This is a genomic window from Cupriavidus cauae (assembly GCF_026210475.1).
Classification (GTDB): domain Bacteria; phylum Pseudomonadota; class Gammaproteobacteria; order Burkholderiales; family Burkholderiaceae; genus Cupriavidus; species Cupriavidus cauae.
The window spans coordinates 257,422-273,261 of sequence record NZ_CP080294.1; the positions used below are offsets into that span (position 1 = coordinate 257,422).

The following is a 15,840-nucleotide window of genomic DNA, read 5'->3' on the forward strand; positions in this document are numbered from 1 at the left end:
CCGATGGCACCGCCGACCCGCAGTTCACAGGGCAGTGCGCAGGGAGATTCGCCGGCCTGGCCGGCGATCTCGCTGGCCGAAGCCCATGCCCGCCTGACCGCTCCCGGCGCACCGTTCGAAACCGAGGTGCGCGAGATCCGCGGCATTCCAACCACGGTCTGGAAGCACGCGCCGCCGACGCTGCGCGACCTGTTCCTGCAGGCCCGCGCGCGCGGCGAGCGTACCTTCGTCGTCTACGAGGACCAGCGCGTTTCCTATGCGGGCTTCGCGCGCGCCGCGCTGGCGATCGCGCACGCGTTGATCGCGGACGGCGTGCGCCCGGGCGACCGTGTCGCGGTGGCGATGCGCAACCTGCCCGAATGGCCCGCGGCCTTCTACGGCGCGCTGCTGACCGGCGCCATCGCGACGCCGCTCAATGCATGGTGGACCGGCCCCGAGCTGCAATACGGCCTGGCCGATTCGGGCTGCAAGGTCGCCATCGTCGACGACGAACGGCTCGAGCGGCTGCGTCCGCATCTGGCCGAGTGCCCCGCCCTGCTGCGCGTCCATGTCTGCCGCTTCGGCGCCGATGCCGGCAATGCCGCGATGGCCGGAGATGTTGATCCGCGCGTGGTGCCGCTGGAGCGGACCACCGGCGACGTGATGGCCTGGGACGCGTTGCCGGATCTGCCGCTGCCCGACGTGGCGATCGATCCCGAAGACGACGCCACGCTGTTCTATACCTCCGGCACTACCGGCAAGCCCAAGGGCGCCATCGGCACGCACCGCAATGCGACCACGGTGGCCTTCTGCGGCGGCTTCGGCCCGGCGCGCAACTTCCTGCGCCGTGGCCAGCCGATTCCCGAACCCGACCCGCAGGCGCCGCAGAAGGCCACGCTGCTGTCGGTGCCCTTTTTCCACGTGACCGGCTGCATGTCGGTGCTGAACGGCGCCTTGCACGCCGGCAGCAAGATCGTGCTGATGCGCCGCTGGGACGCGCTGCGCGCGCTGGCGCTGATCGAGCGCGAGCGCTGCACGGTGGCCGGCGGCGTGCCGACCATCGCCTGGCAACTGGTCGAGCATCCCGAGCGCGAGCGCTTTGACCTGTCCTCGCTGGAGGGCGTCAACTACGGCGGCGCGCCGGCCTCGCCCGAGCTGGTCCGCCGCATCGTCGAGGTGTTCCCCAAGTCGATGCCCGGCATCGGCTGGGGCATGACCGAGACCTCGGCCACCTTCACCAGCCACAACGCCGAGGAATACCTGCATCGTCCCGACAGCAGCGGCCCCGCGCTGCCGATCGGCGAGATGAAGGTGGTCGACGGCCGCGGCCGCGCCCTGCCGCCCGGCGAGGTCGGCGAGCTGATGGTGCGCGGCGCCAATGTCGTGCGCGGCTACTGGAACAAGCCCGAGGCCACCGCCAGCACCTTCGTCGACGGCTGGCTGCGCACCGGCGATATCGCGCGGCTGGACGAAGAAGGCTTCCTCTATATCGTCGATCGCGCCAAGGACATGCTGATCCGCGGCGGCGAGAACATCTATTGCATCGAGGTCGAGAGCGCGCTGTACGAGCATCCCGCGGTGATGGACGCGGCCCTGGTCGGCATCCCGCACCGCACGCTGGGCGAGGAACCGGGCGCGGTGGTGGGCGTCAAGCCCGGCGCCAGCGTTACCGAGGCCGAGCTGCAGGCCTTCGTCGCGCAGCGGCTGGCGGCGTTCAAGGTGCCGGTCCGCGTGATCGTGCGCGACGAGACGCTGCCGCGCAACGCAAACGGCAAGATCCTGAAGTCGGAATTGCGCAAGCTGTTCGACAATGGCGCGAGCGCGTAGCCACGCGCCACACGCTCTTTCACGACAACCGGGAGCCCCATCTTGGCCATTGCCGCCTCGCCCTTCCGCGCCGCCTGGCGCGGCACCCTGTCCGTCTTTGCCGTCGCCGCCTTTCTGGCAGGCGCCTACGGTTGCGCCAGCCAGGGCCCCATCAGCCGGGCCGGCGACGTGCCGGAACTGCGGCCGGGCGTTCTCGCCGGTTACCTGCCCGCGGACCAGCGTCCCGACAGCCTGCGCCTCGTGCCGCCACCGCCTGCGCCCGGCTCGCAGGCGCTCGCCGCCGACGAGGAAGCCGCGCGCGCGAACCTGGCCAAGGCGGGTACGCCCCGCTGGCAACTGGCCGTCGAAGACGCCAACCTGAAATTCCCGCAGGCGGCCGAGACCTTCTCGTGCGCGCTGGGCGTGCCGATCAACGAACGCGATACCCCGCAGCTCTACCTGCTGCTGCGGCGCAGCCTGGTGGACGCCGGCCTGTCGACCTATCGCGCCAAGGAGCACTACCGGCGCCAGCGTCCCTTCCTCGTCAACCACCTGCCGACCTGCACCCCCGACGATGTCGCCAAGCTGGCCAAGGACGGCTCCTACCCGTCCGGCCACAACGCGGCGGGCTGGGCCTGGGCGCTGATCCTGACCGAGGTCGACCCCGAGCGCGCCGACGCGATCCTGGCGCGCGGGCTCGCCTACGGCCAGAGCCGCCTCGCCTGCAACGTGCACTGGCAGAGCGATGCCAACCAGGGCCGCATCATGGGCGCGGCCACGGTGGCGCGGCTGCATGCCGACCCGACCTTCCGCGCCGACCTTGCGGCCGCACGCACCGAGGTGGCGGCCGCGCGCGCCAAGGGGCTGAAGCCGACGCGCGACTGCGCGGCGGAGCGGGCGGCGCTGGGGCAGTAGCGCCCCCCCACGAAAGAGAGCAGCGCTCAGCGCAGCGGGATCGGCGTGCCGGCCTCCACCGGTACCGCCGTCACGCTGTTCTTCGGGCTGCCGGACACGATGCGGTCCGAATAGGTCAGGTAGACCAGCGTGTTGCGCTTGCGATCGACCACGCGCACCACGTGCAGGGTCTTGAACAGGATCGACATGCGTTCGGAGAACACATTGTCCTGCTGGCGCAGCGGGCCCTTGAAGGCGATCTTGCCGACCTGCCTGCAGGCGATCGAGGCTTCGGCCGGGTCCTCGGCCATGCCGAGCGAGCCCTTGATGCCGCCGGTGCGGGCGCGCGAGACGTAGCAGGTGATGCCGTCGACTTCGGGATCGTCGTAGGCCTCGATCACGACGCGGTCCGAGCCGGTCACGCGGAAATGCGTGTTGACGCTGCCGATTTCTTCGGCATGCGCGGGCGCGATCGTGGCGAACGCCAGCGCCCCAACGAACGCACCAACCAACGGACGAACCAGCGGACGAACCAGCGCACCAGCCCGCACGGCAGCCAGCGATGCGGCCGAACCTGCGGCCATCGGACGACGGGATGCGCGCGCCATGGTCAGCTCACCGCACCCTGGATCTGGTCGTGCCGGTGCTCCATCTCCTGGCGCAGCTGGCGGCGCAGTTGCGCGGCGGCGAAGCGCTGGCGCTCGACCTCGTCGCGCGGCACCAGCGGCGGCACCTCGGCCGGCTTGCCGTCGTCGTCGACCGCGACCATCGTGAAATAGCAGCTGTTGGTATGGCGCACCAGCTTGCTGCGGATGTTCTCGGTGATGACCTTGATGCCGATCTCCATCGAGCTGCGCCCGGTGTAGTTGACCGCGGCGAGGAAGGTCACCAGTTCGCCGACGTGGATCGGCTGGCGGAACACCACCTGGTCGACCGACAGCGTGACGACATAGCGGCCCGCGTAGCGGCTGGCACAGGCATAGGCGACCATGTCCAGATATTTGAGGATGGTGCCGCCGTGGACATTGCCGGAGAAATTGGCCATGTCCGGCGTCATCAGCACGGTCATCGACAGTTGATGCGAGAGGTCGTTCATCGGGAGCGGCGCGGAGAAATCGGCGCGGGTGGGTTGAGATTGGGGTGGCGAACTGCGGCGGTGGCGGAACGCGCTTGCAGGATGCGAGTGTAGCGCGGCGCGGCGACGGCGGCGCCAAATGAAAAAGCGGCCCACGTGGGCCGCTCTCTCCGGTTGGCATCCGAGGATGCCCGCTCTTACTTCTTCTTGTTCACAGCGTCCTTGAAACCCTGGCCGGCAGAGAACTTGACCGTCTTGGCGGCCGGAATCTTGATCGTTTCGCCGGTGCGCGGGTTGCGGCCGGTACGGGCGGCGCGCTTGCCGGCGCCGAAGCTGCCGAAGCCCACCAGCGTGACCGAATCTCCCTTGGCAACCGCCTTCTTGATGTTTTCCAGCGCGGCGTTCAGGGCGCGCTCTGCTGCAGCGTTGCTCAGTTCCGCGTCTGCGGCGATGGCAGACACCAGTTCACCTTTATTCATGGCTGTATCCCTTGTTGGTCGTCGTCACCGGTGACCAGCCTGAGCCGTTTCACCGACCGGCGCAGTCTAATCCGCCGCTTGCGCGTTGGGCAATCCCCAGTCGCACCGACGCAACGAAAATGCCGGAAATCCTTCCGTCAAGCGGCTTTCGGGGAGATTTACCCCCTCAATTCGGGGCTTTGACGCGGGTCCGACAGCGGGTTATCCCGAACCTGCGGCAAGGGCCGCGGCGCCCCGCGTCGCCACGCCTCCCCGGCCGGCAGCCTATTCCGCGGCAGCCACCACGGCGGAACGACGGCCGAACGTGCGCATCAGCACCGCCCCGATGCCGGCGATGGCCATCACCACGCCCAGCGGCAAGGCGGTGCCGTCGTGCCACAGGCTGACCGCGGTACCGGCCAGCGTGCCCATGCCGAATTGCAGTGTGCCCATCAGCGCCGATGCGGTGCCGGCGCGATGGCCCTGATGCGCGAGCGCCAGCGCCGACGCGTTGGGCGTGATACAACCCAGGCCCGCCACGAAGATGAAGAAGCCGACCAGCAGCACCGGCAGCGCCGCCACGTTGGCGAGGTTGACCAGCGCGAGCAGCAGTCCCGCGCCGCACGGCGCCAGCAGCGCCAGCTGCAGCACGCGGTCGAGCGAGCGGCCGCGCACCAGCGCCGCATTGATCTGCGACATCGCGATCAGGCCGAACGCATTGGCGCCGAAGACGAAGCCATAGTGCGAGGGGTCGATGCCGTGCAGTTCGATCAGCACGAAGGGCGAGCCGGCAATGTACGCAAACATGCCCGACTGCGCGAAGCCGGCACACAGCGAGTAGCCGAGAAATTCGCGATCGCGCAGCAGCGCGCCGTAGTTGCTAAAGACATTGCCCAGGCGCAGCGGCGTCGCGCGGCGCGGGTCCAGCGACTCCTCCAGGCGGAAATGCACCAGCAGCAGGACCAGCGTGCCGACCGCGGCCATCACCCAGAAGATCGCGCGCCAGCCCAGCGCGGTCAGGATCGCGCCCCCGACGATCGGCGCGAGGATCGGCGCCAGGCCCATCACCAGCATCAGCGACGAGAACGCGCGCGCGGACTCGTGCGCCTCGAGCCGGTCGCGCACCATCGCGCGCGCCATCACCATGCCGGCGCAGCCGCCGGCCGCCTGCACGAAGCGCCAGGCCATCAGTGCGGGTGCGTCGCCGGACAGCGCGCAGGCCACCGACGCCAGCACGTAGAGGCTGAGCCCGACATACAGCGGCGCCTTGCGGCCGAAGCGGTCGCTGACCGGACCGTAGAAGGACTGCCCGATCGCCAGGCCGACCAGGAAGGTACCGAGCGTCAGCTGCACGCTGCCGATGTCGACGCCGAGGTCGGCGGCCAGCGTCGGGAACGCCGGCAGGTACATGTCGATCGACAGCGGCGCCAAGGCGGTCAGCGACGCGCAGATCAGCAGCCAAAGCGGAAAACGCGGCGTCGTGGCCGTGCGGGAGGATTGGGTCATTGGCGGACGACGGAACGCCGTCAAGCGAAAGGCGCAATTGTTGCACACCGTGATGTATTGCGTGCCTGCGGGTTCCGCCTCACGGGGCCGGCGGGTACAATGCACCCGGTCGACACACTGCCGGTCCGTCTTCATCGCCGGTCTCGATCGCGGGACTTCAGCGCAGCCCCAGCCCCGTGCCGTTCCAGGCGTTCTTTCCCTGCATGCGAACCATATCGAACCACACGACTGCATCGATCGCCCGAGGAACGTCGGCCTCCATCGGGATCGCTACCGCAACCTGGTTGCTGTGGGCCTCGTCCGCCTGCGCGGCGCCGGTCACGGCGCGTACTGTCGCGGCACATCCAGCCGCGAGCGCGGCCGTGGTGGTCGATGAAGCCGATTCGCTGACCCGCATGCTGCGCGGCGCGGCCACCGGCCAGAACACCGGCGCGGCCGGCGTCCCCGAATTCCTGCGCAGCTCGCGCCGGCCCGATACCGTGCTGGCGCGCGCCTGCCGTCAGCTCAACGACGCGCTGCCGATCGAGATCGACAAGGAAACGCGTCTGCGCCGCTGCCAGGCGGTGCCCGGCAAACACATCCTGTTCCAGCTGGAATTGACCAACTACAGCGGGCCGATGCTGGACCTGGCCAGCTTCGAGGTCAGCTACGCCGCGCCGCTACAGCGCAATATCTGCGCGAATCGCGACGTCGAGATCCTGACCAAGCTGGGCGTCAGCATGATGTTCCGCTACATGACACGCAAGGCCCGCGGCGAGCGCCGCGTCGGCGACGTCTATATCAACGGCCCGATCTGCACGGCGGCGCTGCGCTGAGCGTCCCGTCTCGCTTCCATCGGCGATGGCATGGCCACCGCTCCTGCCCTCTGTCCCAACCCCTCTCCCCCAACCCTCTCCCGCATGCGGGAGCGGGGAGCGAGGCATTGAATCGGCGTTGGCGGTGGCAGCCGGCGTTTGGGTTCTCCCTCTCCCTCACCGGGAGAGGGAGAGGGAGAGGGAGTGGTGTCCGATCAAGCCGCCGCACTCCCCCGCGGGCGCAGGGGCACGACATTGGCCGCGCGGCGCAGCAGCGCGCGCGTGGCCTTCCAGCCGTCGTCGGCCAGCGGCGACGACCACACCGCCTCGTGCAGCCGCGACAGCGCCAGCGGATCGTTCAGCAGCAGCAGCTTCTGCTTCGCGCTCAGATTGCCGGGGCCATTGGTCAGCGCCTGCCGCACCAGCACCGCGTGCTGGCGCTGCGTGCTGGCCGGCTGCACCACGCGCGTGGTCGCCGTTGCGCACATCAGCGCATTGGTGACCGGATCGACCACCGCGTCGACGAAGCCCGGCGTATCGCCTGCCTCCGCCACATGGCGCTGCGTGTCGACGATCTCGCGCGGCGGCTCGATTTCTTCCGGAATCACGAACAGTCCGGCACGGCGCGTGGCGCGGCCCAGGCTGACGCGCGAGAGCCAGACCGACAGCGGGATCGACAGCGCCAGCGCGCCGACGATCGGCAGCAGCCACCAGACGAAGCCCGGATCGAGCCAGTACACCAGCGCGCCCCAGCCCAGACCCAGCACGGTATGCCAGCCGTGGCGGCGCACCGCCTCGCCCCAGCTCGTCTCGGCGTCCTCGCGCGGCGGCGACTTCCACGAGATGCCCCAGCCGATATAGGCGGCGAGCACGAACTGCGTATGGAACAGCATCCGCACCGGCGCCAGCAGGGCCGAGATCACGACCTCGATCAGCATCGACAGCATCAGCCGCAGCGCCCCGCCGTAGCGGCGCGCCTGCTTCATCAGCAGCACCACGCCGAACAGCTTCGGCAGGAACAGCAGCGTGGCGGTGGCCGAGAACAGCGCGAGCGCCTTCTCCGGATGCCACTCGGGCCAGTTCGGATAGAACTGGTACGGCTGCGAGAAGTACTCGGGCGGCACCAGCGCATGCTTGGCCAGCATCGCGGTCGACAGCAGCAGGAACAGGAACCACAGCGGCGCCGACAGGTAGGCCATCACGCCCGTCAGGAACACCGCGCGGTGCACGGCGTGGAAGCCCTGCTTCATCCACAGCCGGAAGTTCATCAGGTTGCCCTGGCACCAGCGGCGGTCGCGCTTGACCTCGTCGAGCAGATTGGGCGGCAACTCCTCGAACGAGCCCGGCAGATCGTAGGCAATCCACACCCCCCAGCCGGCGCGGCGCATCAGCGCGGCCTCGACGAAATCGTGCGACAGGATCTCGCCGGCCAGCGGCCCCTTGCCGGGCAGCGGCGCCAGCGCGCAATGCTCCATGAAGGGCTTGATGCGGATGATCGCGTTGTGGCCCCAGTAGTGCGATTCGCCCAGTTGCCAGTAATGCAGGCCGGCCGTGAACAGCGGTCCGTAGACGCGCGTGGCGAACTGCTGCACGCGCGCGTACATCGTCTCGCGGCCGGTCGCCAGCGGCGCGGTCTGGATGATGCCGGCGCCCGGGTTGGCCTCCATCAGCCGCACCAGCGTGGCCAGGCAATCGCCGCTCATCACGCTGTCGGCGTCGAGCACCACCATGTAGCGATACTTGCTGCCCCAGCGGCGGCAGAAGTCGGCCACGTTGCCGGTCTTGCGCTTGACGCGATGACGGCGCCAGCGATAGAAGATGCGGCCGAAGCCGTTGACTGCGCGGCAGGTTTCCATCCACGCATCGGTTTCCGCGGTGCGCAGGTCGGGACTGCCGCTATCGGACAGCACGAAGAAATCGAAGTGGGCGAGTTCGCCGGTGCGTTCCAGCGATTCGTAGGTCGCGCGCAGGCCGGCGAAGACCCGGGTCACGTCCTCGTTGCAGATCGGCATGATGACCGCGGTGCGCGCCTCCTGGGCGATCGGCGCGTTGCCGCTCGCGGAGCGCGAGATCAGATGGCGATCGCCCCCCTTGGCCAGCACCAGGAAGCCCATCATCGCGGTCCAGAAGCCGGCCGAGACCCACGAGAACAGCACCGTGAACAGGCCCAGCGTGATCATCTCGAGGGTGTCGTTGCCCTTGTACGGCAGCACCGTCGACATGAAGTACGTCGCCATCATGGTCTGCACGATCACCAGCAACAGCAGCACCCAGCGGCGGTGCGCACCGGCCGGATGCCACTTGCCCTCGGCATCGGGGCCGTCGTGCAGCGTGTCCCAGGTCTCTGGAACGGGCGGCTTGCCGAACAGCTTGCGCACGCCGTTGCGCACGAAGGCCGCGACCAGGTGCGGTGGCCACGGCCGCGGCACCATCGACGCACGTTTGGGTTCGGGGCCGGTGGCCACATGGACCGTGCCGTCGGCGCGCCGCTCGATCAGCGGTTCGCCGCCGACCTTGGGCTCGCCGTAGGCGAGTTGCAGGCGGCGCTCGATCGAGCCGTAGGCCGCGCCGGCGGGAGAAGCCGCGCCGTCGCCATTGGACAGCGCCTTTTGCAGCGAGCGCACGCCGGGATCGTCGCCGGTGGCATCGCCCTTGATGACGATGCCTTCATGCAGCGCGGTATCGGCGAGCAGGTCGCGGCGCTGTTCCGGCGATACTGGCAGGCGGTCGACATAGCGCTCGCACGCCGCCGCGGCCGAGCGCTGCTTTAGCCTGGGGGTAAGATGTAGCTCCATGTCTCTGACAGGGTTGTGTTGCCGTTGCGAAGATAGCCGCGCAACTCGACCGGCTTGTTCTCGTCCTTGCGGCGCAGGAACATCGTCATGCGCCAGCCACCGGTGGCCTCGTTGCGCTGCGTCGTGGTGCGCAGCAGTTCGGCGTTGCCATCGGCCGATACCACCGCATCGATATGCGCGGCGGGATCCAGCTTCTTGAATGCGGGCCCCTCGAAGTCCACCAGCAGCGAGAAGCTGGTGTCCTCCTTGTTGCGGGACAGCCCCTGCCCGCGGCGGGTCTGCGTGACCCACGACAGCGGCGGCATGCGCTCGCGGTCCTTCTGCCACAGCAGCCGGTATTCGAGATCGAACGGCTGCTTCGGCTTGGGCGGGTTGTCCGGGACCCAATAGGCCACGATGTTGTCGTTGGTCTCGTCCGGCGTCGGGATCATCACCAGTTCGACGCGCCCCGAACCCCAGTTACCGCGGGGTTCGACCCAGCCGCTCGGCCGGCGTTCATACCATTCGCCGATTTCCTGGTAGCTGGCGAACGAGCGGTCGCGCTGCATCAGGCCGAAGCCCTGCGGATTGGTCGCCGAGAACGAGGTCACCAGCAGGCGGCGCGGATTGACGAGCGGACGCCAGATCCATTCGCCGGTACCCAGCTGGATCGACAGGCCGTCGGAGTCGTGCACCTCGGGACGGAACTCCGGCGCCGCGGGCGGCTGGTTTTCGCCGAACAGGTACATGCTGGTCAGCGGCGCCAGGCCCAGCTTGGTCACGTTCTCGCGCAGATACAGGCGTGCCTTGACCTCGGTCTCGGTGTCGGTGCCCGGCTTGATCACGAAGCGATAGGCGCCGCTCATGCGGCGCGAATCCATCAGCGCATAGATGACCAGCTGCTTGTCGCCCGGTGCGGGACGCTCGATCCAGTACTCGACGAAGCGCGGGAATTCCTCGCCCGAAGCGAGCGCGGTGTCGACTGCAAGACCACGCGCCGACAGCCCGTACCACTGATCCTTGCCGACGCCGCGGAAATAGCTGGCGCCGACGAAGGACACCACCTCGTCCTTGTGCTTGCCGTTGACCGGATGCAGCACGCGAAAGCCCGCAAAGCCCAGGCCCTTGAGCATCTCGGGGTCGAACTTGTGCGAGCCGTAGTTGAAGTCGGCCGGATTGAAGCGTATCTCGCGCACGCGGTTGCCGGTGACCTCGTTGATCTTGACGGGCTGGTCGAACACCATGCCCTCGTGGAAGAACGACAGCTCGAACGGCAGCTTGGTATTGCGCCAGACGAAGCGTTCGGGCTTGTACTGGATCTCGCGATAGCGCGGGTACGACAGTTCGCGCAGCTCGGTCGGCAGATGGGCCTTGGGGGCCTTGTACGGGGAATTGGCGAGCTGGCGCGCGCGCGCCGCCACGGTATCGAAGCTGAACGCATGCGCCGCCATTGCGAAGCAGGCCAGCGCACCGGCACACAGCCAGCGTCCCAGTCGCACGCCGTCGAAGCGCGCCGACGGCATGGGCCGGCGGGAACGGGCGGAGAGCGGCGAGGAAATGGCGGAGTCGATCATGAATGCCGTCATCAAAGGCGGTAGTCGGTAATGCAATTGGTTATTCGGGAAGCCGCGGACAGTGGCGCGGAAACTCGTCGATGGCCAGGCCGGAGAACCGGTGCCTGAGCCGCCCCATGACGGACGTTGCCGGGGGCTGTGACTTTGGTGACGCTTGGAAGGTGTTGGATTTGCTGCAATGCGGGACAAAACCTTAACAAATTTGCCTACCAAAAGTCACGTTTCGGTCACGCAACGGTTGCAACAATTTGAAACGTTTGTTGCTTATCCGCCTCTTGATTGATCAACGTCGGGTATCCTCCTCATCAGTCAAATGGCGCCGAAGTTGCACCGCAACAAGGCCCATGGCCACGACGGGCGCGCACGGCCTGTCCGCTCCTTTCGTCCTGCGCGCAGGAGCAGCGAATCGGTGTCGGGATCGGATGCGCGCCGGACGGCACGCGGTCGGTTGCGGATGCGGCCGTACCGTGCGGGCGGCAAGCGCCGGAACACGAACGTGCCGCAGCGGGCGCGACGATTGAAACTAGGCCCGTGTCATTGCGGCGTCAATCGGAGGCTGTCCGACAAAACCCTGCCTTGGTGGGACGGAACACGCAGGCCGGCGCGCGGCGGCCGCGCCCCGTGTCGACGCGCACTACAATCGACCGATCCGTTCGATGGCGCGCCCGCGTGAAACCGGGCCACCACGCCCACCACGCTGACAAGGGGGATGCGATGCCGCACGCAGCGCCTGCCCGCCTGCCGATGCCGCATTCGGCGCGCGCCCGCCTGCCGCTGCCGCGGCGCCTTGCGCCTGCACTGGCGTTTGCACTGGCGCGTGCACTGGCGCGTGCACTGGTGTTTGCGCTGGCCCTGTGCGCGGCGGCGCCGACATGGGCTTATGTCGACCACTATCTGACCAGCACGATCGTCGGCACGATGACGCAGAGCGAGGCGCGCGCCTTCGCCTCCGCGGTCAATCGCGCATTGAACACGACCGAGGACGGCACCCCGGTCTCGTGGCGAACCCAGGCCACGCCGCGGCGCCCGGCCACCTACGCCCGGATCACGCCGCTGCAGAGCAAGACCGACCACGGCCAATCCTGCCGCCAGATCCGCAGCGAGCTGCAGCGGTCCAGCAACGAGGAAAGCTGGACTGGCTGGTTCTGCAGGCAGCCGGACGGCCGCTGGCGGGCGCGGGCTGTCGACGAAGAATAGGAAACAAGGAAAAGCCGTTCGGCGCAGTGCTCAGCGGCACAGCCGCGCCATCATCTCGCTGGCCAGCGAGCCCGATGAGGCCACCTGCGGCGTGGCCCGCTGCGGCGAACGGATCGTATAAAGCGGTTCGCCGCGCGCGAAACGGCGCGGGAACAGCGTCTGCTCGACCACCGCGTACATCGACGTGGCGCAGTCCAGCACCATGCGCCGCAGCGACGACTGGATCGGCTCGCCGCTGGTCGTGTGGATGGCGCCGCCGACCGGCGCGTTGCGCATCACGACGACGCCGATGCGCGCGCCCTTGCGGCGCACCGAACGCTGGTCCAGATAAGAGATCACGCCATTGGCGCCCATCAACGGCAGCCAGCGCTGCGGATCCGGCGCGGACGGGTCCGGCGCGGCCAGCGTCACGCAGCCTTCGCGCGGCGTCGAACGGAATACGGTGCCGCCGTTCGGACCCTGGCATTGATAGAGCCCGGCGGCCGCCGCGGGCAGCACCTTGCCGCGAGCGGTGTCGGCGTGGGCATCGGGACTGAGCGCGGGCGCCAGCGTCAGCGTGACTGCCAACAGCAGCGGCGCGATCGATCTGGATGCGGTAGATTCGGCGGAACGGTAACGAAGCGACGCGACGCCGGCGCTGAGAGCGCGGCGACGCGGTGCGGGCGTGGCGGCACGAGACGACATGATGCGGGGCGCGTTGGTGAAACGGGGACGGCCCGGGGACCGGCGGCGGGCGCGGCCCACGATGATGCATGGGCCGCGCGACAGGCGGCATTGTCGCACAGCGACGCGCCGCCGCGGCCGGAACGGTCCGCCCCCTGGCCTCAGTGCCCCTGCTCTCGCCAGGCCACCAGTTCGGCGATGGTCAGCACCGGCAGATCGTGCTGCGCGGCGAAGACCAGCGCCTGCTCGTAGCGGGCCATCGTGCCATCCGGATTCATCAGCTCGCACAGCACCGCGGCCGGAGACAGGCCCGCCAGCCGCGCGAGATCGACCGATCCCTCGGTATGGCCGCGCCGGGTCAGCACGCCGCCGTCGGCGGCCACCAGCGGAAACACATGGCCGGGACTGACCACCGCGTCGAGCCCCGCGTCGTCGGCGATCGCGGCGCGGATCGTGGTGATCCGGTCGGCCGCGCTGACGCCGGTGGTGACACCGGTGCTCGCCTCGATCGACACCGTGAACGCGGTGCCGTACTGGCTGCGATTGTTCTCGACCATCGGCCGCAGGCCCAGCCGCGCGACTTTCTCGCGCGTCAGGCACAGGCAGACGATGCCGCTGCATTCGCGGATCAGCATCGCCATATTGCCCGGCGTCAGCCGCTCGGCGGCGACGATCAGGTCGGCCTCGTTCTCGCGGTCGTGGTCGTCCATCAGCACCACGGGACGGCCCTCGCGCATGGCCTGCAGGGCCTGCTCGATGCGGGTCGGCAGATCGTGGGGAAGCGCCGGCACGATGGCGGCGGCAGGGTCGACGGCGGCCTGCGCGGAGGCGGCGTGGTCGGGGGAAGCGATATCGTGGGAAGAGATAGCGGACAGCATTGAAACGCTCCTTGCGTAAAGATCAACGGGCGTTTCAGGGGATTGGCGTCACAAGCGGGAGCGCGCACGAGAGCCGGCCCGAAGCCGGCCTGCGTGATCGTTCACGACGCCGCCCACTCGCGCATGGCAAGGCAACGAACCGCGGAGCCGCATGCACGAGGCACCCGACCGTGCAGGCCCGCGCCGTTCCAGCCTGACCGCAGTGAAGCGGCAGTGAAGCGGCAGCGATGCTTGCTCGCCCATCTTCTTTCATCCGGACTATGACCGTCGGCCCTGGCCTCTCACCAGGTCTGCTGACCCCGCGCGAATCCATGTACCAGACAAAGGAAAACATGGATCGACGCGGGCGCTCGCGGGCTCGCCGGCGCGTCGGAGAACGCGTTCGGCATACCGCCGGTGGGGACTTTCACCCCGCCCTGAAGACGTAACGAAACCGGCGAAACGCGCTTGCCCTTCGAGGAATCGTGGCCCGATTCCCGGGGGCGGAGGCCCGCGCCGGCGTTGCGATGTTAGCACGCGATGCGGCGTAAGCGCCCGATCTGTACTACAACTAAACGACTTGCGCCGACGCCGCGCCCGCCATGCGGGCATCGAAATCCCGGCGCCGTGCAGGCTTTCCGCGCTCTCGCCCGCGTTTCCCGTTCCCGTTTTTCTTGCCGCGATCACGATGCCATTCGACGACAATCCGCTTGCCCGCCTGTCCCGCCGCCCTTCCCCTTCCCGTCATGCCACGCGCGCGCTGCGCTGGCTCGCCGCCCTGCCCCTGCTGATTGCCGGCAGCGCGGCATGGGCCGACCCCACCGTGCAGATCGGCTACGGCACCGACAGCCGCACCGACGTGCGCAAGGTCGATATCGCCTTCGGCTGGGACTCCGGCTTCGGCTGGGGCGACCCGATGGGCCTGCGGCTCGGGCTCTCGTGGGAGCTCAATGTCGCGCGCTGGGACAGCACCAGCGACGCCAATCCGCGCAACCTGTGGGAGATCGGCGCGCAGCCGGTGTTCAGGCTGGCGTGGCAGCGCCATCGGTGGGTGCCCTTCCTCGAGGCATCGATCGGCGTGCGGTTGATGAGCGGAACGCGAACGTCGGACAACCACACCATGTCGACCGCGTTCCAGTTCTCGGACATGGCGGGCGTCGGCATCGCGTTCGGCAAGGACCAGCGCTTCGCGATCGGCTACCGCTACCAGCACATCTCGAATGCCGGCATCAAGAAGCCCAATCCCGGCTCGGACTTCCATACCGCCTACCTGCGCTACCGGTTCTGAACGGCGGCGGGCTCGGCGTCGCGCCCCAGCGCCTCGAGCGCGAGGCGCGACGGTTCGTCGGCCGGGAAGAAGCATTCGATCCGCAGTTCCTGCAGCGTGACGTCGTGCGGATTGCCCAGCGTGGTCAGCGTCGAGAACAGCGAGGCCTGGAAGCCCTCGGCGCGCAGCACCACCGGCAGCACCGGCGGCAGCGGGCCCTCGCTGGCTTCCTCGTCGGCATGCGGCACGCCGCCCGGTCCGATCATCTCCGGATGCCATTGCGCGATGCGGGCGAAGATCTCGCGTGCGACGCGGTCGTGCGCCTGCGCCTGCAGCTCCTGCCAGACCCGGCGCAGCAGATAGCGGCCGACCTGATGGGCGTTCTCGATCAGCGGCCACAGGCCCTGCGGATCGAACACGGTCAGCATCAGGTTGATGCGCGGGCCGCCGCCGGCATCGTTGCCCAGGCCCTCGGGCAGCACCGCCGCGGGACGTCCGTCGAGCAGCGCGTCGACCATGCGGCGATAGGCACGGTTGGCGTCGCTGATATTCCAGAAGCGGTCCAGCACCACGGCGGGGTACGGCTCCTGCTTGGCCAGGATCAGCGCGATGGCCTGGCGCACCATCTGCAGCGGCGGTTCGGCCAGCGCATGCTCGCTGTACGCGGGGGCGAAGCCCGCCGCCAGCAGCAGCCGGTTGCGCTGGCGCAGCGGCACGCCGAGCCGGTCCGACAGCGCGAGGATCATCTCGCGGCTGGGCCGGGCGCGGCCCGATTCGAGAAAGCTGATATGCCGCTGCGACACGCCTGCGGCAAGCGACAGCGCCAGCTGGCTGTAGCCGCGGCGCCCGCGCCAGTAGCGCAGCAGGGCGGGAAAGTCGAGGGCGGTTTCGGAGGCGGGAGTCAGCGTGTCCATGGCCGCATTACAGCATGCGGTGCGCGCGCTGGCGATAACCTGCCAGGTAATGAACGCCGGACCGAAGCCGGACCGAAGCCGG

General features: G+C 68.8%; 15 protein-coding genes and 1 riboswitch. Of the genes, 5 read left to right on the forward strand and 10 right to left on the reverse strand.

What is annotated here, in order from left to right:
* Nucleotides 1–3 precede the first annotated feature (3 nt).
* Both KZ686_RS16720 and KZ686_RS16725 read left to right on the forward strand, forming a co-directional pair.
* Nucleotides 4–1,806, forward strand: coding sequence for a class I adenylate-forming enzyme family protein (locus KZ686_RS16720; RefSeq protein WP_265634343.1), 1,803 nt, complete (start codon nt 4–6; stop codon nt 1,804–1,806).
* Nucleotides 1,807–1,848: 42 nt separating this feature from the next.
* Entirely contained in the window at nt 1,849–2,700 is an 852-nt protein-coding gene (locus tag KZ686_RS16725; RefSeq protein ID WP_262484932.1) for an acid phosphatase, read from the forward strand.
* A gap of 26 nt (nt 2,701–2,726) precedes the next feature.
* Here KZ686_RS16725 and KZ686_RS16730 read toward each other — a convergent pair whose 3' ends face one another.
* The 5 genes from KZ686_RS16730 to KZ686_RS16750 all read right to left on the reverse strand — a co-directional run bounded on the left by KZ686_RS16730 (nt 2,727) and on the right by KZ686_RS16750 (nt 6,040).
* The gene (locus KZ686_RS16730; protein ID WP_223819632.1) at nt 2,727–3,287 is read right to left on the reverse strand and encodes a CreA family protein; all 561 of its coding nucleotides are present in this window, start codon (nt 3,285–3,287) and stop codon (nt 2,727–2,729) included.
* A gap of 2 nt (nt 3,288–3,289) precedes the next feature.
* On the reverse strand, nt 3,290–3,775 hold the full coding sequence (locus KZ686_RS16735; protein WP_149318152.1) for an acyl-CoA thioesterase: 486 nt from the start codon (nt 3,773–3,775) through the stop codon (nt 3,290–3,292).
* 176 nt (nt 3,776–3,951) lie between these two features.
* Nucleotides 3,952–4,233: an HU family DNA-binding protein gene (locus KZ686_RS16740; protein WP_006577833.1), complete on the reverse strand. Its 282-nt coding sequence runs from the start codon at nt 4,231–4,233 to the stop codon at nt 3,952–3,954.
* 264 nt (nt 4,234–4,497) lie between these two features.
* On the reverse strand, nt 4,498–5,718 hold the full coding sequence (locus tag KZ686_RS16745) for a Bcr/CflA family multidrug efflux MFS transporter (protein WP_265634348.1): 1,221 nt from the start codon (nt 5,716–5,718) through the stop codon (nt 4,498–4,500).
* Between the two features lie 157 nt (nt 5,719–5,875).
* Nucleotides 5,876–6,040, reverse strand: coding sequence for a hypothetical protein (locus KZ686_RS16750; protein ID WP_187829200.1), 165 nt, complete (start codon nt 6,038–6,040; stop codon nt 5,876–5,878).
* Between KZ686_RS16750 and KZ686_RS16755 the strand changes: the two genes are divergently transcribed.
* Nucleotides 6,003–6,533, forward strand: a complete 531-nt coding sequence (locus tag KZ686_RS16755; protein WP_043440846.1) for a hypothetical protein — start codon at nt 6,003–6,005, stop codon at nt 6,531–6,533. The genes KZ686_RS16750 and KZ686_RS16755 overlap by 38 nt on opposite strands.
* A 194-nt stretch (nt 6,534–6,727) precedes the next feature.
* Here KZ686_RS16755 and mdoH read toward each other — a convergent pair whose 3' ends face one another.
* Complete coding sequence (gene mdoH, locus KZ686_RS16760; RefSeq protein WP_265634351.1) at nt 6,728–9,307, reverse strand: glucans biosynthesis glucosyltransferase MdoH; 2,580 nt, start codon at nt 9,305–9,307, stop codon at nt 6,728–6,730.
* Complete coding sequence (locus KZ686_RS16765; RefSeq protein ID WP_322784971.1) at nt 9,280–10,809, reverse strand: glucan biosynthesis protein G; 1,530 nt, start codon at nt 10,807–10,809, stop codon at nt 9,280–9,282. Before KZ686_RS16765 ends, mdoH begins: the two co-directional genes overlap by 28 nt.
* Nucleotides 10,810–11,574: 765 nt before the next feature.
* Here KZ686_RS16765 and KZ686_RS16770 point away from each other — a divergent pair.
* Nucleotides 11,575–12,057 carry a hypothetical protein gene (locus tag KZ686_RS16770; protein ID WP_265634353.1) on the forward strand — a complete coding sequence of 161 codons (483 nt, stop codon included), beginning with the start codon at nt 11,575–11,577 and terminating at the stop codon, nt 12,055–12,057.
* A gap of 30 nt (nt 12,058–12,087) precedes the next feature.
* Here KZ686_RS16770 and KZ686_RS16775 read toward each other — a convergent pair whose 3' ends face one another.
* A complete protein-coding gene (locus tag KZ686_RS16775) occupies nt 12,088–12,741 on the reverse strand; it encodes a surface-adhesin E family protein (RefSeq protein WP_149318148.1) in 654 nt (217 codons plus the stop codon).
* 140 nt (nt 12,742–12,881) lie between these two features.
* Nucleotides 12,882–13,598 carry a 3,4-dihydroxy-2-butanone-4-phosphate synthase gene (gene ribB, locus KZ686_RS16780; RefSeq protein WP_150083445.1) on the reverse strand — a complete coding sequence of 239 codons (717 nt, stop codon included), beginning with the start codon at nt 13,596–13,598 and terminating at the stop codon, nt 12,882–12,884.
* A 237-nt stretch (nt 13,599–13,835) separates the two neighbouring features.
* A riboswitch (FMN riboswitch) is annotated at nt 13,836–14,026 on the reverse strand.
* Nucleotides 14,027–14,265: 239 nt separating this feature from the next.
* Between ribB and KZ686_RS16785 the strand changes: the two genes are divergently transcribed.
* Nucleotides 14,266–14,865, forward strand: coding sequence for an acyloxyacyl hydrolase (locus KZ686_RS16785; RefSeq protein WP_223819630.1), 600 nt, complete (start codon nt 14,266–14,268; stop codon nt 14,863–14,865).
* On the opposite strand, the gene KZ686_RS16790 is transcribed toward KZ686_RS16785, so the two are convergent.
* On the reverse strand, nt 14,853–15,758 hold the full coding sequence (locus tag KZ686_RS16790) for a helix-turn-helix domain-containing protein (protein WP_149318146.1): 906 nt from the start codon (nt 15,756–15,758) through the stop codon (nt 14,853–14,855). The two genes, KZ686_RS16785 and KZ686_RS16790, sit on opposite strands and share 13 nt — an antisense overlap.
* Between the last annotated feature and the right edge of the window lie 82 nt (nt 15,759–15,840).